Raw genomic sequence first — 20,600 nt, 5'->3', positions numbered from 1 at the left:
TCTGCGTGGGCCATCGGCTTGCTGTACGTACTGGATTGAGCTCAGTGCCACCTCAACTTCCCTGGACGGGATCGCGGTGCATTGAACAACACGACAAAAAGAGGGAGCGTCATGCGCCATACCTTGGTTTTTTCCGCATTGCTGGGCGCCGGCCTGTTGGCCGCCACGTCCGCCAGTTTTGCCGCCAGCAAGAGCCTGGTGTTCTGCTCCGAAGGCAGCCCGGCGGGTTTTGATACCGCGCAATACACGACGGCGACCGATAACGATGCCGCCGAGCCGCTGTACAACCGTCTGGTCGAGTTCGAAAAAGGCGCGACCAACGTCGTACCGGGACTGGCAACCCAGTGGGATATTTCCGAGGATGGTCTCAAGTACACCTTTCACCTGCGTGAAGGTGTGAAATTTCATACAACGCCGTACTTCAAACCGACGCGCGATTTCAACGCCGACGACGTGCTGTTCACGTTTAACCGCATGCTCGATCCCGCGCAGCCATTCCGTAAGGCTTATCCAACCGAATTCCCGTATTTCAACGGGATGAGCCTGAACAAAAACATCGCCAAGGTCGAAAAGACCGGGCCGCTGACCGTGGAGTTCACGCTCAACAGCGTCGACGCCGCGTTCATCCAGAACATTGCCATGAGCTTCGCCGCGATCCTGTCTGCCGAGTACGCCGACAAGTTGCTGGCCGAAGGCAAGCCGAGCGACATCAACCAGAAACCGATCGGGACCGGGCCGTTCGTGTTCAAGAGCTATCAGAAGGACTCGAACATCCGTTACACCGGCAACGAACATTACTGGGACCCGAGCCGGGTCAAGCTGAAGAATCTGATCTTCGCGATCAACACCGACGCTTCGGTGCGCGTGCAGAAGCTCAAGGCCGGCGAATGCCAGATCACCCTGCACCCGCGCCCTGCCGACGTTGAAGCGCTGAAGGCTGACCCGAAACTGCAGCTGATTTCCAAGCCCGGCTTCAACCTCGGTTACATTGCCTACAACGTCCGTCACAAGCCCTTCGACCAGCTCGAAGTGCGTCAGGCGCTGGACATGGCAGTGAATAAACAAGGGATTCTCAACGCTGTTTATCAAGGCGCCGGACAACTGGCGGTCAACGGCATGCCGCCGACCCAGTGGTCCTACGACGACAGCATCAAGGATGCCGCCTACAACCCGGAAAAAGCCAAAGAGCTGCTCAAGGCCGCCGGCGTCAAGGAAGGCACCGAGATCACGCTGTGGGCGATGCCGGTCCAGCGTCCGTACAACCCGAACGCCAAACTGATGGCCGAAATGCTCCAGGCTGACTGGGCGAAAATCGGTCTGAAGGTGAAGATCGTCAGCTACGAATGGGGCGAGTACATCAAGCGCACCAAGAATGGCGAGCACGACATCAGCCTGATTGGCTGGACCGGCGACAACGGGGATCCGGACAACTGGCTGGGCACCCTGTACAGCTGCGATGCCATCGGCGGCAACAACTACTCCATGTGGTGCGATCCGGCTTACGACAAGCTGATCAAAGAGGCCAAGGTCGTCACCGACCGCGACCAGCGCACCACGCTCTACAAACAGGCGCAGCAGTTGCTCAAGCAGCAAGTGCCGATCACGCCTGTCGCCCACTCGACGGTCAACCAGCCGTTAAGCGCCCGGGTTGAAGGCTTCAAGGTCAGCCCCTTCGGTCGCAATGTGTTCTCGGGCGTCAGTATCGATTAACCCAACCGATTAGCCGCAATGCTGAGGGGGCTGTCTATCCCCCTCACGCAAGCGCTTTGCCGAAATTCGCCGATCCGGCCTTTTGCAAACGTTTGCGATGTGTGAAATGAGTTCTAAACCAATAACCGGCCCCACCCAAAAAAGCCGGCATAAAAAGAAAGTAAAGGAGCTTCACCCATGAAACTGAGCAGCACCGCGATACTGGCCCTGGCCATCAGCAGCATCACCGCCACGGCCTATGCCGAGGAACAGAGCCAGGCGTTCACCCCGGTGACCGTCAACGAGAAAAGCGCCCAGGCTGATGCCACCGGCTTCCTCGAAGGTTCCACCATCAGCGGTACGACCCGTAACTGGTACGCCAACGAGCAACTCAAGCGCGGCGGCAAGTTCACTTATCGCAAGGACGGCGTTGCCACCCCGACGGATCGTCGTATCAACTGGGTGCAAGGCACCATCGTCAACTTCACTTCCGGCTTCACTCAGGGCACCGTGGGTGTCAGCACTGAAGTCGCGGCTTACAACGCTGTAGCGCTGGAGCGCGATCGCAAGAACCTGGCCTCCAACAACGGTGGCGCACCGGGGTCGCGTCCAGGCGCAGGCAACAACCGTACGCTGACCAAAGAAGGCGGCGACGCCGAAGGCCAGTGGAGCAAACTGGGACTGGCCAACGTCAAGTTCCGCGTGTCGAACACCACCCTGACCGCCGGTCGCCAGAACTTCAGCACCCCGATCGTGGACACCATCGGCAACCGTGCGCTGCCTTCGAGCTTCGAAGGCGTGAGCCTGCACAGCGAAGAACTGAACAACCTGTCGTTTGACGCCGGCAGCTTCGACCGCGTATCGCCACGTACCGAAGAAAGCCTGTCGAAATTCCGCTCCGAGTACACTAACAACAACGCCGAAACCGATCGCGTCAGCATCGTCGGCCTGAACTATCAGCCGCTGAAAAGCCTGAAGACCAGCCTGTACGCCTCCAAGGTTGAAGACTTCTGGAACCAGTACTACTTCGGCGCCACCCACGAACTGGGTGACAGCAATGTCGTCAGCCTGACCACGGGTCTGAACTACTACAAGACCGTCGATACCGGCAAAAAAGAGATGGGCGAAATCGACAACGACACCTACTCGCTGTCGTTCGGCCTGACTCACCAGGCTCATAGCCTGACCTTCTCGTACCAGGAAATTAACGGTAACGAGTACTTCGACTACCTGCACGAAACCAACGGCATCTACCTGGCCAACTCCCTGCTGTCCGACTTCAACGGCCCGAACGAGAAATCCTTCCAGGTCGCCTACGGTCTGAACATGGCCGAATATGGCGTGCCAGGCCTGAAGTTCAACATCTACCAGGCTCGCGGCTGGGGTATCGACGGCACTCACTACACCGGCACTGCCTATGACGTACGCAACATGGACGGCGAGCACCACTACGAATACGGCATCGGTGCAACCTACGCCGTACAGAGCGGCCCGCTCAAGGCGACCACCATCCGTGGCACCTACACCGCTCACCGCGCCAGCGAAAACCAGGCTGACGGCAGCATCAACGAGTTCCGTCTCGTGACCACGATTCCATTCAATATCCTGTAAAAACCGCCGACCGACGGCTGACTCATGACGAGTCGGCCGTTCGGTTTTTTGTCTTCAACCGATTGCAGAGGGTTATCGATGAAAATGCTTCCCCTACGTGCGGCCGTCACGGCTGTGTTGTTGAGCGCCGCCATCGGCGTCTCGGCCAAACCCTTGGTGGTCTGCACCGAAGCCAGCCCGGAAGGCTTCGATATGGTCCAGTACACAACTGCAGTCACTGCCGATGCGGTGGCCGAAACGATCTTCAACCGTCTGGCGGACTTCAAGCCCGGCACCACCGAAGTGATTCCGGCACTGGCCGAATCCTGGGACATCAGTGAAGACGGCCTGACTTACACGTTCCACCTGCGCAAAGGCGTCAAGTTTCACACCACCGAATACTTCAAGCCGACCCGTGACATGAACGCCGACGACGTGGTCTGGAGCTTCCAGCGTCAGCTGGACCCGAATCACCCGTGGCACAAACTGTCGAGCGTGGGCTTCCCGTACTTTGAAAGCATGGGCTTCAAGGAACTGCTCAAAAGCGTCGAAAAAGTCGACGACAACACGGTCAAGTTCACCCTGACCCGCCGCGAAGCGCCGTTCCTGGCCGACATCGCCATGGCGTTCTCCTCGATCTACCCGGCCGAATACGCCGACCAGTTGCTCAAGTCCGGCAAGACCGCCGACCTCAACAACAAGCCAGTCGGCACTGGCCCGTTCATCTTCCAGCGTTACGCCAAGGATGCGCAGGTGCGTTTCAAGGCCAACCCGGACTACTTCCGTGGCAAGCCACCGGCTGATGCGTTGATCCTGGCAATCGCCACCGACAACAACGTGCGCCTGCAGAAGCTCAAGGCCAACGAGTGCCAGATCGCGCTGTATCCGAAGCCGGATGATATTCCGAGCATCAAGAAAGACAGCAACCTGAAGGTCGACGAGCTGGACGCGATGACCGTCTCGTACATCGCCATGAACACTCAGCACAAATACATGAGCGACGTGCGTGTCCGCAAAGCGATCGACATCGCTTTCGACAAGGAAGCCTACGTCAACGCCCTGTTCGGCAAAGGCAACGCGACCGTAGCGGTCAACCCCTACCCGCCGACCCTGCTGGGCTACAACCACGACCTGAAGAACCCGCCACGTGACCTCGACAAGGCCCGCGCCTTGCTCAAGGAAGCCGGGGTCCCGGAAGGCACCGTGTTTACTCTGTTTACCCGTAACGGCGGCGGCCCGACCAACCCCAATCCGATGCTCGGCGCACAGATGATGCAGGCCGACCTGGCGAAAGTCGGGATCAAGGTCGACATCCGTGTGATGGAATGGGGCGAGATGCTCAAGCGCGCCAAGGCCGGCGAACACGATATGGTGTCGGCCGGATGGGCGGGCGACAACGGCGACCCGGATAACTTCCTGACGCCTATGCTCAGTTGCGAAGCGGCCAAGAACGGCGAAAACTACGCGCGCTGGTGCAACGAGAAATTCCAGGCACTGCTCGACGAAGCACGGGCTAAAGTAGATCCGGCCGAACGCGCAAAGCTCTACGAACAGGCCCAGGTGCTGTTTAATCAGGACCAACCGTGGATCAGCATGGCCCACACCCGTATGTTTACCGCGATGCGCAATAACGTAGAGGGTTACCACATCAGCCCTCTGACCACGAATAACTTCGCCACCACCCAGGTGAAGTAGATAAGAAACTCCCGGCCTCCCTGACCCCAGGGTCGCCGGGCACGCCTAACCGGCTGATGAGGTACCACACAAGATGTTTAGTTTTATTGCCCGCCGACTGGGGTTGTTGATCCCCACGTTTTTCGGCATCACCCTGCTGACTTTCGCGTTGATTCGCATGATTCCCGGCGACCCCGTGGAAGTGATGATGGGCGAACGTCGGGTCGACCCCGAAATGCACGCTCAGGCAATGGAACGCCTTGGTCTGAACAAACCGCTGTATGCCCAGTACCTGGACTACATCGGCAAACTGGCCCACGGCGATCTCGGCGAATCCCTGCGTACGCGTGAGAGCGTATGGACCGAGTTCACCTCCCTCTTCCCGGCGACCCTGGAACTGTCCATGGCCGCCCTGCTGTTCGCCGGTATTCTCGGTCTTCTGGCCGGGGTGATCGCGGCCCTCAAGCGAGGCTCCCTGTTCGACCATGGGGTGATGGGCATCTCCCTGGCGGGGTATTCGATGCCGATCTTCTGGTGGGGCCTGATCCTGATCATGTTCTTCTCGGTGAGCCTGGGCTGGACCCCGGTATCCGGGCGGATCGACCTACTCTACGACATCGAGCCGCGCACCGGTTTCATGCTGATCGACACGCTGCTGGCCGATGACACGGGCGCGTTCTTCGATGCCCTGCATCACCTGATCCTGCCGGCCATCGTGCTCGGCACCATTCCACTGGCGGTGATCGCGCGGATGACCCGTTCGTCGATGCTCGAAGTGCTGCGTGAAGACTACATCCGCACCGCCAAGGCCAAAGGCCTGTCGCCGTCGCGCGTGGTGTTCGTGCACGGCCTGCGTAACGCGCTGATCCCCGTCCTGACCGTGGTCGGCCTGCAAGTCGGTACCCTGCTGGCCGGCGCGGTCCTGACCGAAACCATCTTCTCCTGGCCCGGCATCGGTAAATGGCTGATCGAAGCCATCGGCGCCCGGGACTACCCGGTTGTGCAAAACGGCATCCTGTTAATCGCCTGCCTGGTGATTCTGGTCAACTTCGTAGTGGACATCCTCTACGGCTTTGCCAACCCACGCATCCGTCATCAGCGCTGAGGTCCATACCATGAGCACTCCAACATCCTCAGTAGCCACTTCCGCCCCAAGCGCGGATCAAAGCCTGCTGTATCCGTCACCGTACAAAGAATTCTGGCAAGCCTTCGCGAAGAACAAGGGCGCGGTTGCCGGCCTGCTGTTCATGCTGCTGGTGATTTTCTGCGCGATCTTCGCGCCGTGGGTCGCCCCGCATAACCCGAGCGAGCAATACCGGGACTTCCTGCTGACGCCACCGGCGTGGCTCGAAGGCGGGCAAATGCAGTTCCTGCTCGGCACCGATGAACTGGGCCGCGACTTGCTGTCGCGGCTGATCCAGGGTTCGCGCCTGTCGCTGCTGATCGGTCTGTCGTCGGTGGTGATGTCGTTGATCCCGGGGATCCTGCTGGGTCTGTTCGCCGGTTTCTTCCCGAAGATGATCGGCCCGACCATCATGCGTCTGATGGACATCATGCTGGCCCTGCCGTCCCTGCTGCTGGCGGTGGCGATTGTCGCCATCCTCGGCCCTGGCCTGATCAACACCGTGATCGCCATCGCCGTGGTTTCGCTGCCGTCCTACGTGCGTCTGACCCGTGCCGCCGTGATGGGCGAACTGAACCGCGACTACGTCACCGCCGCGCGTCTGGCCGGTGCCGGTCTGCCGCGCCTGATGTTCATCACCGTGCTGCCCAACTGCATGGCACCGCTGATCGTACAGGCCACCCTGAGTTTCTCTTCGGCGATTCTCGACGCGGCGGCGCTGGGCTTCCTCGGTCTTGGCGTACAACCGCCAACCCCTGAATGGGGCACCATGCTGGCCTCGGCCCGCGACTACATCGAACGTGCCTGGTGGGTGGTGAGTCTGCCTGGTTTGACCATTTTGCTCAGCGTGCTGGCGATCAACCTGATGGGCGACGGCCTGCGCGACGCGCTGGACCCGAAACTCAAGAACGCCGCCTGAGGAGATTCCCATGTCACTGCTAGAAATCAAGAATCTCAACGTCCGCTTCGGCGACAAGAACGCGACGCCCGTGGTCGATGGCCTCGACCTGAAAGTCGACAAGGGCGAAGTCCTGGCCATCGTTGGCGAGTCGGGATCGGGTAAATCCGTGACCATGATGGCGCTGATGGGGCTGATCGAGCATCCCGGCATCGTCACTGCCGACTCGCTCAGCTTCGACGGCAAAGACATGCTCAAGCTGAGCAATCGTCAGCGTCGGCAAATCGTCGGCAAAGACCTGTCGATGGTGTTCCAGGATCCGATGACCGCGCTCAACCCGAGCTACACCGTCGGTTTCCAGATCGAAGAAGTGCTGCGCCTGCACCTGAAAATGTCCGGCAAGCAAGCGCGCAAACGCGCCATCGAACTGCTGGAGAAAGTGGAAATTCCGGGCGCCGCCAGCCGCATGGACGCCTACCCGCACCAACTGTCCGGCGGCATGAGCCAGCGTGTGGCAATTGCCATGGCGATTGCCGGCGAGCCGAAACTGCTGATCGCCGACGAACCGACCACGGCGCTGGACGTGACGATTCAGGCGCAGATCATGGATCTGCTGCTGGCGTTGCAGAAAGAACAGAACATGGGCCTGGTGCTGATCACTCACGACCTCGCGGTCGTGGCCGAAACCGCCCAGCGCGTCTGTGTGATGTACGCAGGCCAAGCGGTAGAAGTCGGTCAGGTGCCGCAACTGTTCGACATCCCGGCACACCCTTACAGCGAAGCGCTGCTCAAGGCGATTCCCGAGCACAGTCTGGGCGCCGAGCGCCTGTCGACCCTGCCGGGCATCGTTCCAGGCCGCTACGACCGTCCGCAGGGTTGCCTGCTGTCGCCGCGCTGCCCGTACGTGCAGGACAGCTGCCGCGTGCAGCGTCCAGCCCTTGATCCGAAAGCCAACAGCCTCGCCCGTTGCTTCTACCCGCTGAACCAGGAGGTGGCGTAATGGCCGTCGTACTTACCGCCCGCGACCTGACCCGTCACTACGAAGTCTCCCGTGGCCTGTTCAAGGGCCACGCGACCGTGCGCGCCCTCAACGGCGTGTCGTTCGAACTGGAAGCCGGCAAGACCCTCGCTGTCGTAGGCGAATCGGGTTGCGGCAAATCCACCCTCGCCCGCGCCCTGACCCTGATTGAAGAGCCGTCTTCCGGTTCGCTGAAAATTGCCGGGCAAGAAGTCGCCGGCGCCGACAAGGCCCAGCGCAAGCAACTGCGCAAAGACGTGCAGATGGTGTTTCAGAGCCCGTACGCGTCGTTGAACCCGCGGCAGAAAATCGGTGACCAATTGGCCGAGCCACTGCTGATCAACACCAACCTGAGTGCTACCGAGCGTCGCGAGAAAGTCCAGGCGATGATGAAGCAGGTCGGCTTGCGTCCCGAGCACTACCAGCGCTATCCGCACATGTTCTCCGGCGGTCAGCGTCAGCGTATTGCCCTGGCGCGGGCGATGATGCTGCAACCGAAAGTGCTGGTGGCGGACGAACCGACCTCGGCGCTCGACGTATCGATTCAGGCGCAGGTGCTGAACCTGTTCATGGACCTGCAGCAGGAGTTCAACACCGCCTACGTGTTCATCTCGCACAACCTGGCGGTGGTGCGGCATGTCGCCGACTCGGTGCTGGTGATGTACCTCGGCCGTCCGGTGGAAATGGGCCCGAAAGAGGACATCTACACCCGACCTCTGCACCCTTACACCCAGGCCTTGTTGTCGGCGACACCCACGATCCATCCGGATCCGGACAAGCCGAAAATCAAGATTGTCGGCGAACTGCCTAACCCGCTGAACCCGCCACCGGGCTGTGCGTTCCACAAACGTTGCCCGTACGCGACCGAGCGTTGCAGCAGCGAAGAGCCGGCCCTGCGCCAGCTCGACAACCGGCAGGTGGCTTGCCATTACGCCGAACAGTTCCTCGATGGCGCGGCGTAAGCAAAACCGGAGACCGCCACTCAACCTGTAGGAGCTGTCGAGTGAAACGAGGCTGCGATCTGTTGATTTTCAGCATCAGGATCAAAAGATCGCAGCGTGCGACAGCTCCTGCAGGAATCGTGTTTATCCGGAAATAGTGTGTTAACCCAAACCTCTTCTCCCCCGATTGCGCATCAGTCGGGGAAGAAGGGGTTTCCTTTTACCGGCGCTTTACGACTGGCTGTCGCCTTCGTCATCGTCAGTGTCCGGCTCGTCAGTGGTCGAGTCGTCATCATCCTTGCTGCCGCCCTGATCCTGATCGCCCGGTTCGGATTCCGACTTGGCCAGCATGATCACACCGGCTTGCCCGTGGGCTGCGTTAAACCCCTGTGATGGTGTGGCAGAACTTGCCCACGCCGCCGTAGTGCCAAGCGTCAACATCACCAAAACCTTAAGCAACAGCACAATGCGTTGAAAAATGCTCATAGCCATTTCCATCCTTTCGTGGTTGAAGCCTGGGGTGCCGATCCGGCGCTGAATGAAATCTAGTTCCGATCAGTCCGGTTCACCAGATAGGACGCTGACCAACCCCGGGAAATGCCCCGGTACGAGAGATCACTTGTGAATAACCGCTATAACCGAATCAGCTAAGCGAGGCCGTGCGTTCGCTGGTGGCCAGCGCTTTGGCCTGGGTCGACGAGCGCGTCGCCAGGCAGATCAGCGGCAAGGTCAACAACGCCAGTGTCGCGCTCGCAAGCCATACACTGTGGCCGCCGAAGTGCCCATACAGCTGACCACTCAACACCGGCGACAACAATGCACTGGCGCTCCAGCTCATGAAAAACAGACCAAAATACTGGCCGCTTTTGCCGCCTTGCGCGTGCCGCATGACCAGCACATTCAGCGGCGGCATGAAAAAAGCTTCACCCAAGGTCCAGATCACCGTCGACAGACACACGTAAAGCAACCCGGAGCCAAACGGCAACATCCCCAACCCGACCGCCAACAACACACAACCCGCGAGCAATTGCCGACGCAAGCCCCAGCGCTCGCCCCAGTGCGTAAGCGGGATCTGCAGCGCCACCACCAGCATCGCGTTAAGCCCGAACTGCCAGCCGATGGCCTCGGTGCTCAAGTGGTAGTAATCGCGCAGATAGTTGCCCAGCGTGCTGTAAACCGTGTCGAAGGCCATCCCCAGCAACACGGCCGCGCCGAGCAGCCAGAGGAATGCCGCGTCGCGCAACGGTGTACCAGTGCCAGCTTCGGTCACCTCATCGGGCTTGAGTACCACGCGGCGCCAGGTGGTGCGCACAAACCACAGCAACGCGAGCAGCGTCATCGCCGCACTGACAAAAAACACCCAACGGAAATCCGTCTGCGCCAACACCCCGCCGGCCACCCCGGCAGCCGCCATACCAAGGTTTCGCGCCACCCGGCTCAAGGCTTGAGCACGGGAGCGCTGCGCAGGCTCGCAATACTCCATGATCAGCCGCTGATGCAGCGTTCTAATCGCCCCGTCGACGGCACCACTGAGCAACAGCAACACGGCCAGCAACGCCACCTGCGTCACCAGCCCCAACAGGATCAACACCCACATGGAAACAAAGAACAACGCGGCGGTCAGCCGCGCCGTCCGCACATGATCACTGAGCAACCCACCGAGCATCGAACCAATCAACAACCCGGCTCCGTAAGCCGACAACAGCCAGCCCACCGTCTCGATCGCCAGCCCCAGCTCCTGGCGCAGATACAGCGCCATGAACAACTTGACCATGGCGCTTAATCGATTGATGAAAAGCAACGCGGCAAGCATCCAAGCCATTGGACAGAAGTAGCCATCTAGCCGAAACAGATGAATGAGCCGACCAGTCATGCCATGTGTTCCCTGTGCTCCTGCTCGTGGAAAGTCGCGGTTTGCGAAATGCCCCCTGTACCCTAGACCTCAACGAATTCGTTGTCGCGAGTAAAAACGCCGATATCGGAAAATTAGAGTCAAGCTACGGAAACATGAGAAAAGGCCTACAGAAAAACCTTACCCGGTAATCGGCTCGGGGCCATTCAATGAACAAAAATAAAAAGCCCCATGCTTCGCAATGGGGCATTTGGATACTTTGCACCAATCCAACTCCCACCCTACGAATTTGAAACCCAAGATGAAAGCAGCCTACTTTTAGTTATAGTGACGCCTATTCTGCACGCAACCAATAAAACTGCAGCTTATTTATGTGCCTTAATAGCTTAGGGCTGCTTTCAACAAATTTCTCCACACACCCAATAAGATCATTCAACTCGCCAACATCTTGACTAAGCACCTCATCAAAATAAGCGACAAGCATTGCCAGCACTTTTCTCGCCTCTGTGACATAGTTTCTGCGCGGCTCAACAATTTCTCTCAATGCCGATAGTTGGGCGCGTTTTTCATCAATCTCATCGATTTCTTTTTCCTGAACCGACATCTGGGTTTGACGAATATTGATCTCGGCTCCCAGCCGATCCCGTGCAATCAACAACTGCTCATACTTGATTTGCTCGTTGACAATATTGAGAACCGCGCCAGCGACCTCCATTCCCGTTTTAATGGCTGCTTTTGATGCCATCGGCGTCATAACCGCTTTGCCACCTGACTTGCTTATCAAGCCACCTCCATCATCCAAGACGGTTTCCAGATTATCCTTGAGAATTTGCGCTATGGGGGACATTTTATCGAGGAATGTTTTAGACTCAAACTCCAATATCGCCCTAACAAGCTCATCCCGTTTGTCTTTCAGCCGGGTCAGCGCCTCCTTATCCTCAGGAAGCTTTTCAATCAAATCGCGTCGTCTTTTTTCAAGAGACATATACTCCAGGTCATTCTCACTAATCTTCAACGTCGCCAGACCATTTATCTGAAATGAAAGGCCATCCAGCACTTTGGCAAACTCAGATTTAATATGACCGACACTTCCTCTGAGTTCCTTGGTTAAATCAGCTACAGATTCTTGATCATTTGACTCAGAAAGAACCTTCTTTAGTCCTACCAGATACCCATTAACTTCCGAGGCACCTAGCAGCGCTTGAATATTGGCCAACGAGACATTAAACAACTTATCGGTAATAAGACACTCCCGATTCAACCTGACCAACTCTTCCTTTAGAGCCGGAATATAAAAATCAGAAAACACAACATTTGCATAATTCCCGGAAAGCACCCGAAACTTCAAAAGTGCAGGAAAGTACAAGTCAACCCATTCAACAGTCATTTCCGTACTCCCTAAAAACTTTTCAAGCTGAAAAAGCCTTTTTAAGGTCATCAACATTTTTCTTTATGCTTGCCCACCTCGCCAACACACTCTCCATTTTCACTACGAACGAATGAAGAAATTTCCACTCCCTGGGCTGCGCCAAGGTGTTTTTTGATTCATTAATTTCCATCAAGGTCGCCACCCAAAGCGTTTCAATTTGCGTCACTCCTTCAATCGCACCTCTTGTATAGATTAGCAAGCTATACAGATCCGAGTGAAGAGACTTGAGATCACCCATCACCCTGTTAATCGTTATTTGCTCAGCCAACAATTCCTTCTCAATCCGTCTATTGACATCAATGGCCTTGGTAACAAGTTCATCTCTATTCGCTTTAATTAATGCTGCCCCTAATGGCCCCCCGAAAACTATCCACCCCCACCATGACATAGTGGATCTTTCTCTCAGATCATGAATCCTGTCATTCACTTCAATGAGTTTTGCTGATATTTCTCTGAGCCTCGCAGTCGAGTTGACTTTCATTATTCCATTAATTCGCCCACCCAGTGACTGTTCAATACCCTGCAGTTCATCACCATAGGACGTGAGCGCCATTTTCACAGCCGAAGCTTTCCTTCTCTTTTCCTCAATAGACTTGATAATGGACGCGATAAAATCACCAACATCACCATAGCGCTCGATACTGTCTTCATCCGCCACTGGCATGCTGAAATTATCTCGCTGTTGCGGAGTCAGGTCCTTGATCTTAAGAAGGTAGTCGCTATACCCGGCCATTTCTTTAATAGACTCAATTGCAGCGCCTGCATACAAATTAAGATCATCAGAGAATGCACTCAGGCGGCTTGCAACCTCCAGCATGTTTCTCTCAATGTCGCTCCATTTTGAAACGTTGGTGAAAATCAGTTTAAACATGATTTCAATTAGCTCGGTGGTAATCCCTTCCTTCTCCTCGGTAAAGTAATCACAGTTGAATTTCTGGTTTATTTGCGCTGAGCTTTGTGGTAGCGCAAGTCCTTCTCTGACGTAAGCTTTAATTTTTTGAATATCGTCAGTGGTGATTTTTGAGTGAAGCGGGCCGTAGCCGATAACGTCTGACATAAAATACTCCTTTATCAAAAAATAATTTAAAGCTCCTAAATACCAGACTATCAACGCTGTAGGCAGCCTCATTATTAAATTTAAAAACACCTGTCAGCACGCGAGACTTTCATCCATCAACTATAAAATCGATAGAATAAACCTTACGCCAAAACATAAAAACCATCTAGGCGACATGCTAGAAGTAACCCAAAACGGCCTGGGCATCCGCCTTGACAGTTCGCCAATCACTCATCACGCCCTTAACATCAACAACAAAAACTCTGAGACTTCGATTATCTGTAATGGAGGACATTTTTGTTTCTGAAGACTCAATAAACGCAAGCGAATCCAGCCACAAAGCTTCAACCGCTTTTATTTGACTGCCGAACCCAGAAACATGCCCACTCAAATAATTCAAATCCGCATATAATCCAAAGCAATTCCTCCAAACCACCTCAAGCCCACCGCTGACCAGATTTTGCTCTTTAATATAAGCCTCGTACCCAGCAAGTCTACTGTTCTTAATTATCTCGAGCGCAGAATTAATTTTCTCGAGAACTTCAAAATAAGTATGAGACAACTCATCTCGATGGCGCGCAGCACTTTCCCACAAGCTTTTAGACTCCTCCTCCAGAATCTTGTCAGTTTCACTCGAGTATTTACTCTTGGCTTTTTCCAACTCAGCAAATCGCTCCAGCGATTGTTTATCTCGACCACCCAGCAAGCGATCAAGTACAGGCTGAACGTTTCTGTCCATGTCATCCCTGAGCATTCGAATCTCTAAATTGATGTTATCGACCATATACTTCGAAGCAACAATACTTTCCTTCAGATACTCGACTGTTCCCGCCATTGATCTAAACTGATCACGATTCTCATCACTTAGCAGACCAGTATCAAAAAGTGAAATCTGCTCTTCTGTAAGATCATCAATGCGATGATAGCCATCAGAACCTTTAAGCCCCTTGATGACAGCAATAACGGAGTTCCCCCATATTTCCAAAGCATCGGCGAACTCAGGGATACGCCGGGTAACATCCAATGTATGGCGATTCAAAGATAGCCACAGAGCCGCCACCCCTCTAACTCCATCGAACAATCGTAAAATATCACCTCTGGTTTCAGGTGAGATTCCATCCAACGCATTCGCGCCATAGACCTCCAATAACTCAGAAGTATTTTTTGGAATGCTTCTTAACCTCTTGATAGCAGCTTCGCTATTTTCAAAAACCTCTTTCTTTTCAAATGATGGAACTCTGATCAAATTCATGGTCGCGCCCATATCGTCAATATAAGAAATAAACTCTACAGAAAAATATATATACTCAAACACCTGCAGCTGCCACTGTCATTTATGACAGGTAGACATGATTTTCCGATGGACGGTAATTTGTATCAGCACGGAGTAAATCATTTCTGCAGCCCTTGACGTGGGCTTAACGAACTGTAGAGAAATCAGCTTCGTCATATGGCTTATTGCAATTAACTGACGAGCAACAACATGCGACCCCGGCACGCGACTCCACACCACAACACAGCTCGGCAAAATGCCGAAAAGCTGCATCAGCCGTGCTCATGAAAACGTGTTTCGGAATGCCTCATGGCCTGACGCATCTTGACCATGGAGGTGGGAACTGTGTTTGCCGGCATCAATACCGGGTAATGCAGACTCGCTCATGATGAGGGCATTTGAAAACAAAACACCCTGCGAAAGCGTAACCTTCGCAGGGTGTTGGAGGTGACCATTTCATTAACCCGCAAGGCACTTGCCTTACGGGTTTGATCTATTGGAGTGCGTCAGTACAAAGGAGCCATGTGTACTAGTGATGCTCACGCGTCGCACGGAATTTCACATCCGGCCAACGCTCTTCCATCAACGCCAGGTTAACCCGCGTCGGCGCCAGGTAGGTCAGGTGCCCACCGCCATCCAGCGCGAGGTTCTCCACCGCCTTGTTGGAAAACTCCTCAAGCTTCTTCTTGTCGCTGCATTCAATCCAGCGCGCGGAGTAAACAGTGATCGGCTCATACGAGCACTCGACCTTGTATTCCTCCTTCAAACGACTGGCGACCACATCAAACTGCAGCACACCGACGGCGCCAAGAATGATGTCGTTACTGCGCTCCGGGAAGAACACCTGAGTCGCGCCCTCTTCAGCCAACTGCTGCAGACCCTGACGCAATTGCTTGGACTTCAGCGGATCACGCAGACGCACACGACGGAACAGCTCCGGGGCAAAGTGCGGGATGCCGGTGAAACCGAGGACTTCGCCTTCGCTGAAGGTGTCGCCGATCTGGATCGTGCCGTGGTTGTGCAGACCGATGATGTCGCCGGCGTACGCCTCTTCCAGCTGTTCACGCTCGGAAGAGAAGAACGTCAGGGCGTCGCCGATGCGCACGTCCTTGCCGGTACGCACATGGCGCATCTTCATGCCTTTCTCGTACTTGCCGGAGCAGATACGCATGAAAGCGATACGGTCGCGGTGTTTCGGGTCCATGTTCGCCTGGATCTTGAAGATGAAGCCCGAGAACTTCTCTTCCACCGGCTCGACGGTGCGCTCGTTGGCGACACGGGCCAGCGGACGCGGCGCCCAGTCCACAACGGCGTCAAGTACGTGGTCGACCCCGAAGTTGCCCAGTGCGGTACCGAAGAACACCGGAGTCAGTTGACCGTCGAGGAACTCCTGCTGGTTGAACTCGTGGCAGGCGCCCTGCACCAGTTCCAGCTGTTCGAGGAAGCGCTCGTACTCGTCGCCCAGATGCGCACGCGCCTCGTCGGAGTCGAGTTTCTCGATGATCTTGGTTTCAGTGCGTTCGTGACCGTGACCGGCGGTATAGACAATGATGTAGTCGTCGGCCAGGTGGTACACGCCCTTGAAGTCGCGGTAGCAGCCGATCGGCCAGGTGATCGGCGCTGCCTTGATCTTGAGGACGGCTTCGATTTCGTCGAGCAGTTCGATCGGGTCGCGTATGTCACGGTCGAGTTTGTTGATGAAGCTGACGATCGGCGTGTCACGCAGACGGCAGACGTCCATCAGGGCGATGGTCCGTGGCTCGACACCTTTACCGCCGTCGAGCACCATCAGCGCCGAGTCGACTGCGGTCAGGGTGCGGTAGGTGTCTTCGGAGAAGTCTTCGTGGCCCGGGGTGTCGAGCAGGTTGATCATGTGTTCGCGATACGGGAACTGCATGACCGACGTGGTAATGGAAATACCCCGCTGCTTCTCCATCTCCATCCAGTCGGATGTCGCATGGCGGTCGGATTTACGGGATTTCACCGTGCCGGCCACTGCAATCGCCTTGCCCATCAACAGGAGCTTTTCGGTGATCGTGGTTTTACCGGCATCGGGGTGGGAAATAATGGCGAAAGTGCGGCGTTTCGCGACTTCGGCGGCCTGGTTGGTCATGGGAAATCGCCTGGCGGTGATTCAAAAAGGGCGGCGAGTATAGCTTAAAAAGTAACCGCCGAACCACCGCCCCTCGGTCGCGCAAAACCCTGCAGGAGCTGCCGAAGGCTGCGATCTTTTGATCTTGCTCTCAAGAACAAAATCAAAAGATCGCAGCCTTCGGCAGCTCCTACAGGTGGCCAAACAGTGTCTAACGTGGGAACCTTTTAAAGCACGGAGACGTCCATCCCCTGTTACGACATTTCGTCAGGGGCTGAAAAATCAGCAAGTTAGCCTGACGAGGCTGCGCTCATGGCTCGCTTTCAGATCGCTTTGCCGGTCCTGAAAAACGGCTACTTTTCGCGAACGCTGACTTCGGCAGCCAGGAATGGCCTTGCCACACGGAGCTGCGCTCGCCGACTACAAAAAAAGGAGTCCGCCTGTGGCTATCCGCTATGGCAAAGGGCTGATGGGAGGTGCGGTGGTGATCGCGCTCCTGGCCCTGCTGGTTCACTGGATCGGCATCAACACGATCGAACACTACCGCGACGATTTGTTGTTTTACCTGCAAGCTCATCTGATTCTCGTCCTCGCTTCAATGCTGGCCGCCCTTGTCGTGGGCATCCCCGCCGGTATCTTTCTCAGCCGCCCGAGCATGGTCGGCCGCGCTGAACGCTTCATGCAAATCTTCAATATCGGCAACACCGTGCCTCCGCTGGCCGTACTGGCGATTGCCCTGGGGATTCTCGGCATCGGCAGTGGTCCGGCGATCTTCGCTTTGTTCCTCGCTTCTCTGTTGCCAATTGTGCGCAACACCTACGAAGGCCTGAAAAACGTTCAGGGGTCGCTCAAAGAAGCCGCCGTCGGCATCGGCATGACCCCGCGCCAGGTGCTGTGGAAAGTCGAATTGCCTAACGCCGTGCCGATCATCATCGGTGGCGTGCGCGTGGCGCTGGCGATCAACGTCGGCACCGCGCCGCTGGCCTTCCTGATCGGCGCCAACAGCCTCGGCAGCCTGATCTTCCCTGGCATTGCCCTGAACAATCAGCCGCAACTGCTGCTCGGCGCTGCGTGTACCGCGCTGCTGGCCCTGCTGCTCGATGGCGTCGTCACCCTCGCCAGCCGTCTCTGGCTGGAACGCGGTCTGCGCCCGTCTTAAGGCTTTTGCGAAGGAATAGTTATGAAACGATTTAGCTTGATCTTGAGCTGCTTCCTGCTGTTTGCAGGACTGGCCCAAGCCGCCGACAAACCGGTTATTCGCCTCGGCGCCCGGGTGTTCACCGAGCAGACCCTGCTCGCGGAAATCACCGCGCAATACCTGCGCAGCAAAGGCTACGACGCGCAGATCACCGGCGGTCTGGGCAGCAACCTCGCCCGCAGCGCCCATGAAAGCGGTCAGCTGGACATGCTCTGGGAATACACCGGCGTGTCGCTGGTGGCCTACAACCATGTCACCGAGAAACTCGACAGCGAACAGTCCTACGCCCGGGTCAAAGAACTCGATGCGAAAAAAGGCCTGGTCTGGCTGACCCCGTCGAAATTCAGCAACACCTACGCCCTCGCCCTGCCGAAAAAAGTCGCCGAGGAGTATCCGCAGATCAACACCATCAGCGACCTGAACAAGGTGCTGCGCGATGAAGTCCGGACCAATCACCTGGTGGCGCTGGACACCGAGTTCGCCAACCGCTCCGACGGTCTGGACGGTATGGTCAAGCTCTACGACATGAACCTGACCCGCAAGAACATCCGGCAGATGGACGCGGGGCTGGTCTACACCGCGCTGCGCAATGGCCAGGTGTTTGCCGGTCTGGTCTACACCACCGACGGCCGCCTGAATGCGTTCGGCCTGAAACTGCTGGAAGACGACAAGCACTACTTCCCCGACTACACCGCCGCGCCGGTGGTGCGCCAGGCCTACCTCGACGCGCACCCGCAACTGGCCGAGCAACTCAAGCCGCTGGCGCAACTGTTCGACGACGAAACCATGCGCCAGCTCAACGCGCGGGTCGACGTCGATCACGAAAGCCCATCGAAAGTGGCCGCCGATTTCCTGCGCCAGCATCCACTCAACTAAGGAGGAAAAGTCATGGAATTTCTGAACGCCTTTTCCCACCTCGACTGGCAGCAGGTGATGCACCTGACCTGGCAGCACATCACCCTGGTCGGCATCGCGGTGACATTGGCGATTCTCATCGGCGTGCCGCTGGGCATTCTGATGACGCGCTTCCCGACACTCGCAGCTCCCTTGCAAGCCAGCGCCACAGTGTTGCTGACCGTGCCGTCGATTGCGCTGTTCGGCCTGCTGCTGCCGTTCTATTCCAAATTCGGCCAGGGCCTGGGGCCGATGCCGGCGATCACTGCGGTGTTCCTCTATTCGCTGCTGCCGATCATGCGCAACACCTACCTCGCCCTGACCGGCGTCGAACCGGGCATTCGTGAAGCCGCGCGCGGCATCGGCATGACCTTCGGCCAGCGCCTGCGCATGGTCGAGCTGCCGATTGCGGTGCCGGTGATTCTCGCCGGCGTGCGCACTGCGGTGGTAATGAACATCGGCGTGATGACCATCGCCGCGACCATCGGCGCCGGAGGCCTCGGTGTGCTGATCCTCGCCTCCATCAGCCGCAGCGACATGTCGATGCTGATCGTCGGCGCGCTGCTGGTCAGTCTTCTGGCGATCTTCGCCGACCTTCTCCTGCAGTGGCTGCAACGTACGCTGACTCCAAAAGGACTCCTCAAATGATCGAACTTCAAAACCTCAGCAAGACCTTCCAGAGCAACGGCAAAGATGTCAAAGCCGTGGACTCGGTGAGCCTGACCGTCAATGAAGGCGAGATCTGTGTGTTCCTCGGGCCATCGGGTTGCGGCAAAAGCACCACGCTGAAAATGATCAACCGTCTGATCAAACCGACTTCGGGCAAGATCCTGATCAACGGCGAAGACACCACCGACCTCGACGAAGTGACCTTGCGCCGCAACATCGGCTACGTGATCCAGCAGATCGGTCTGTTCCCGAACATGACCATCGAAGAGAACATCGTCGTGGTGCCGAAACTGCTCGGCTGGGACAAACAGAAATGCCACGACCGCGCCCGCGAATTGATGAGCATGATCAAGCTGGAACCCAAGCAGTATCTGCATCGCTACCCGCGTGAACTGTCCGGTGGTCAGCAACAGCGCATCGGTGTGATCCGTGCGCTGGCGGCCGATGCGCCACTGTTGCTGATGGACGAGCCGTTCGGCGCGGTCGACCCGATCAACCGCGAGATGATCCAGAACGAGTTTTTCGAGATGCAACGCGCGCTGAACAAGACCGTGATCATGGTCAGCCACGACATCGACGAAGCGATCAAACTCGGTGACAAGATCGCGATCTTCCGCGCCGGCAAGCTGCTGCAGATCGATCACCCGGACACCCTGCTCGCGCACCCGGCAGACGACTTCGTCAGCAACTTCGTCGGCCAGGACAGCACCCTCAAGCGTCTGCTGCTGGTGAAGGCGGAAGACGCGGCGGACAACGCCCCGTCGGTCAGTCCGGAAACCCCGGTGGCCGATGCGCTGGAGTTGATGGACGAACACGACCGCCGCTACGTGGTGGTCACCTGTGCCGAGAACAAGGCGCTGGGTTATGTGCGACGCCGCGACCTGCATCGCCAGACCGGCACCTGCGCGCAATTCCTCCGTGAGTTCAACGCCACTGCAGCGTACGACGAGCACCTGCGCATCCTGTTGTCGCGCATGTACGAGTTCAATCGTTCGTGGCTGCCGGTGATGGATGCCGAGCGGGTGTTCCTTGGCGAGGTGACGCAGGAGTCGATTGCGGCTTACCTGAGCTCGGGACGTTCGCGGGGCATGAAGACCAATATCGTTTCGCCGGCTGAGGCCGTGGTCGCCTGATCAATTAAAAGGTCGAATATCTACCCTGTGGCGAGGGAGCTTGCTCCCGCTGGGTCGCGAAGCGGCCCTG

17 protein-coding genes are annotated in these 20,600 nt (G+C 56.8%); 11 read left to right on the top strand and 6 right to left on the bottom strand.

Annotated features, from left to right (window positions below; translation table 11 throughout):
- Positions 1 to 111 precede the first annotated feature (111 nt).
- The 7 genes from HXW87_RS08115 (at position 112) to HXW87_RS08085 (ending at position 8,954) form a co-directional block, all read left to right on the top strand.
- Entirely contained in the window at positions 112 to 1,710 is a 1,599-nt protein-coding gene (locus HXW87_RS08115) for an ABC transporter substrate-binding protein (RefSeq protein WP_047291247.1), read from the top strand.
- Positions 1,711 to 1,887: 177 nt separating this feature from the next.
- Entirely contained in the window at positions 1,888 to 3,300 is a 1,413-nt protein-coding gene (locus tag HXW87_RS08110; protein WP_121183690.1) for an OprD family porin, read from the top strand.
- A gap of 78 nt (positions 3,301 to 3,378) precedes the next feature.
- Positions 3,379 to 4,974: an ABC transporter substrate-binding protein gene (locus HXW87_RS08105; RefSeq protein WP_047291244.1), complete on the top strand. Its 1,596-nt coding sequence runs from the start codon at positions 3,379 to 3,381 to the stop codon at positions 4,972 to 4,974.
- 73 nt (positions 4,975 to 5,047) lie between these two features.
- Positions 5,048 to 6,058 carry an ABC transporter permease subunit gene (locus tag HXW87_RS08100; protein WP_047291242.1) on the top strand — a complete coding sequence of 337 codons (1,011 nt, stop codon included), beginning with the start codon at positions 5,048 to 5,050 and terminating at the stop codon, positions 6,056 to 6,058.
- A 10-nt stretch (positions 6,059 to 6,068) separates the two neighbouring features.
- The gene (locus tag HXW87_RS08095; protein ID WP_041072771.1) at positions 6,069 to 6,995 is read left to right on the top strand and encodes an ABC transporter permease subunit; all 927 of its coding nucleotides are present in this window, start codon (positions 6,069 to 6,071) and stop codon (positions 6,993 to 6,995) included.
- 10 nt (positions 6,996 to 7,005) lie between these two features.
- Positions 7,006 to 7,974 carry an ABC transporter ATP-binding protein gene (locus HXW87_RS08090; RefSeq protein WP_041072769.1) on the top strand — a complete coding sequence of 323 codons (969 nt, stop codon included), beginning with the start codon at positions 7,006 to 7,008 and terminating at the stop codon, positions 7,972 to 7,974.
- Complete coding sequence (locus HXW87_RS08085) at positions 7,974 to 8,954, top strand: peptide ABC transporter ATP-binding protein (protein ID WP_103485765.1); 981 nt, start codon at positions 7,974 to 7,976, stop codon at positions 8,952 to 8,954. The genes HXW87_RS08090 and HXW87_RS08085 overlap by 1 nt, the downstream gene beginning before the upstream one ends.
- A 210-nt stretch (positions 8,955 to 9,164) precedes the next feature.
- Here HXW87_RS08085 and HXW87_RS08080 read toward each other — a convergent pair whose 3' ends face one another.
- The 6 genes from HXW87_RS08080 to HXW87_RS08055 form a co-directional block, all read right to left on the bottom strand.
- Positions 9,165 to 9,419, bottom strand: coding sequence for a hypothetical protein (locus tag HXW87_RS08080; RefSeq protein ID WP_041072765.1), 255 nt, complete (start codon positions 9,417 to 9,419; stop codon positions 9,165 to 9,167).
- Positions 9,420 to 9,576: 157 nt separating this feature from the next.
- Positions 9,577 to 10,806: an MFS transporter gene (locus tag HXW87_RS08075; RefSeq protein WP_239778731.1), complete on the bottom strand. Its 1,230-nt coding sequence runs from the start codon at positions 10,804 to 10,806 to the stop codon at positions 9,577 to 9,579.
- 313 nt (positions 10,807 to 11,119) lie between these two features.
- Positions 11,120 to 12,172, bottom strand: coding sequence for an alpha-xenorhabdolysin family binary toxin subunit B (locus HXW87_RS08070; protein WP_239778730.1), 1,053 nt, complete (start codon positions 12,170 to 12,172; stop codon positions 11,120 to 11,122).
- A gap of 22 nt (positions 12,173 to 12,194) precedes the next feature.
- Complete coding sequence (locus tag HXW87_RS08065) at positions 12,195 to 13,271, bottom strand: hypothetical protein (RefSeq protein ID WP_239778729.1); 1,077 nt, start codon at positions 13,269 to 13,271, stop codon at positions 12,195 to 12,197.
- Between the two features lie 178 nt (positions 13,272 to 13,449).
- Complete coding sequence (locus HXW87_RS08060) at positions 13,450 to 14,586, bottom strand: hypothetical protein (protein WP_239778728.1); 1,137 nt, start codon at positions 14,584 to 14,586, stop codon at positions 13,450 to 13,452.
- Positions 14,587 to 15,073: 487 nt separating this feature from the next.
- A complete protein-coding gene (locus HXW87_RS08055) occupies positions 15,074 to 16,657 on the bottom strand; it encodes a peptide chain release factor 3 (protein WP_007965665.1) in 1,584 nt (527 codons plus the stop codon).
- Between the two features lie 448 nt (positions 16,658 to 17,105).
- On the opposite strand from HXW87_RS08055, the gene HXW87_RS08050 reads away from it, so the two are divergent.
- Genes HXW87_RS08050 through HXW87_RS08035 form a run of 4 tightly spaced genes read left to right on the top strand, consistent with a single transcriptional unit; the run spans position 17,106 to position 20,530 of the window.
- Positions 17,106 to 17,795 (top strand): ABC transporter permease, encoded by a 690-nt coding sequence (locus tag HXW87_RS08050; protein WP_177327907.1) that lies wholly within the window; start codon positions 17,106 to 17,108, stop codon positions 17,793 to 17,795.
- A gap of 21 nt (positions 17,796 to 17,816) precedes the next feature.
- Entirely contained in the window at positions 17,817 to 18,710 is an 894-nt protein-coding gene (locus tag HXW87_RS08045; RefSeq protein WP_239778727.1) for a glycine betaine ABC transporter substrate-binding protein, read from the top strand.
- 12 nt (positions 18,711 to 18,722) lie between these two features.
- Positions 18,723 to 19,376, top strand: a complete 654-nt coding sequence (locus HXW87_RS08040) for an ABC transporter permease (protein WP_239778726.1) — start codon at positions 18,723 to 18,725, stop codon at positions 19,374 to 19,376.
- The gene (locus tag HXW87_RS08035; RefSeq protein WP_047291222.1) at positions 19,373 to 20,530 is read left to right on the top strand and encodes an ABC transporter ATP-binding protein; all 1,158 of its coding nucleotides are present in this window, start codon (positions 19,373 to 19,375) and stop codon (positions 20,528 to 20,530) included. The genes HXW87_RS08040 and HXW87_RS08035 overlap by 4 nt, the downstream gene beginning before the upstream one ends.
- Positions 20,531 to 20,600 lie beyond the last annotated feature (70 nt).

The organism is Pseudomonas sp. Y5-11, from assembly GCF_022368695.1.
GTDB lineage: Bacteria > Pseudomonadota > Gammaproteobacteria > Pseudomonadales > Pseudomonadaceae > Aquipseudomonas > Aquipseudomonas parakoreensis.
The sequence above is the reverse complement of the archived record's forward strand: the minus strand, read 5'-3'. Positions and strand labels throughout refer to the sequence as shown.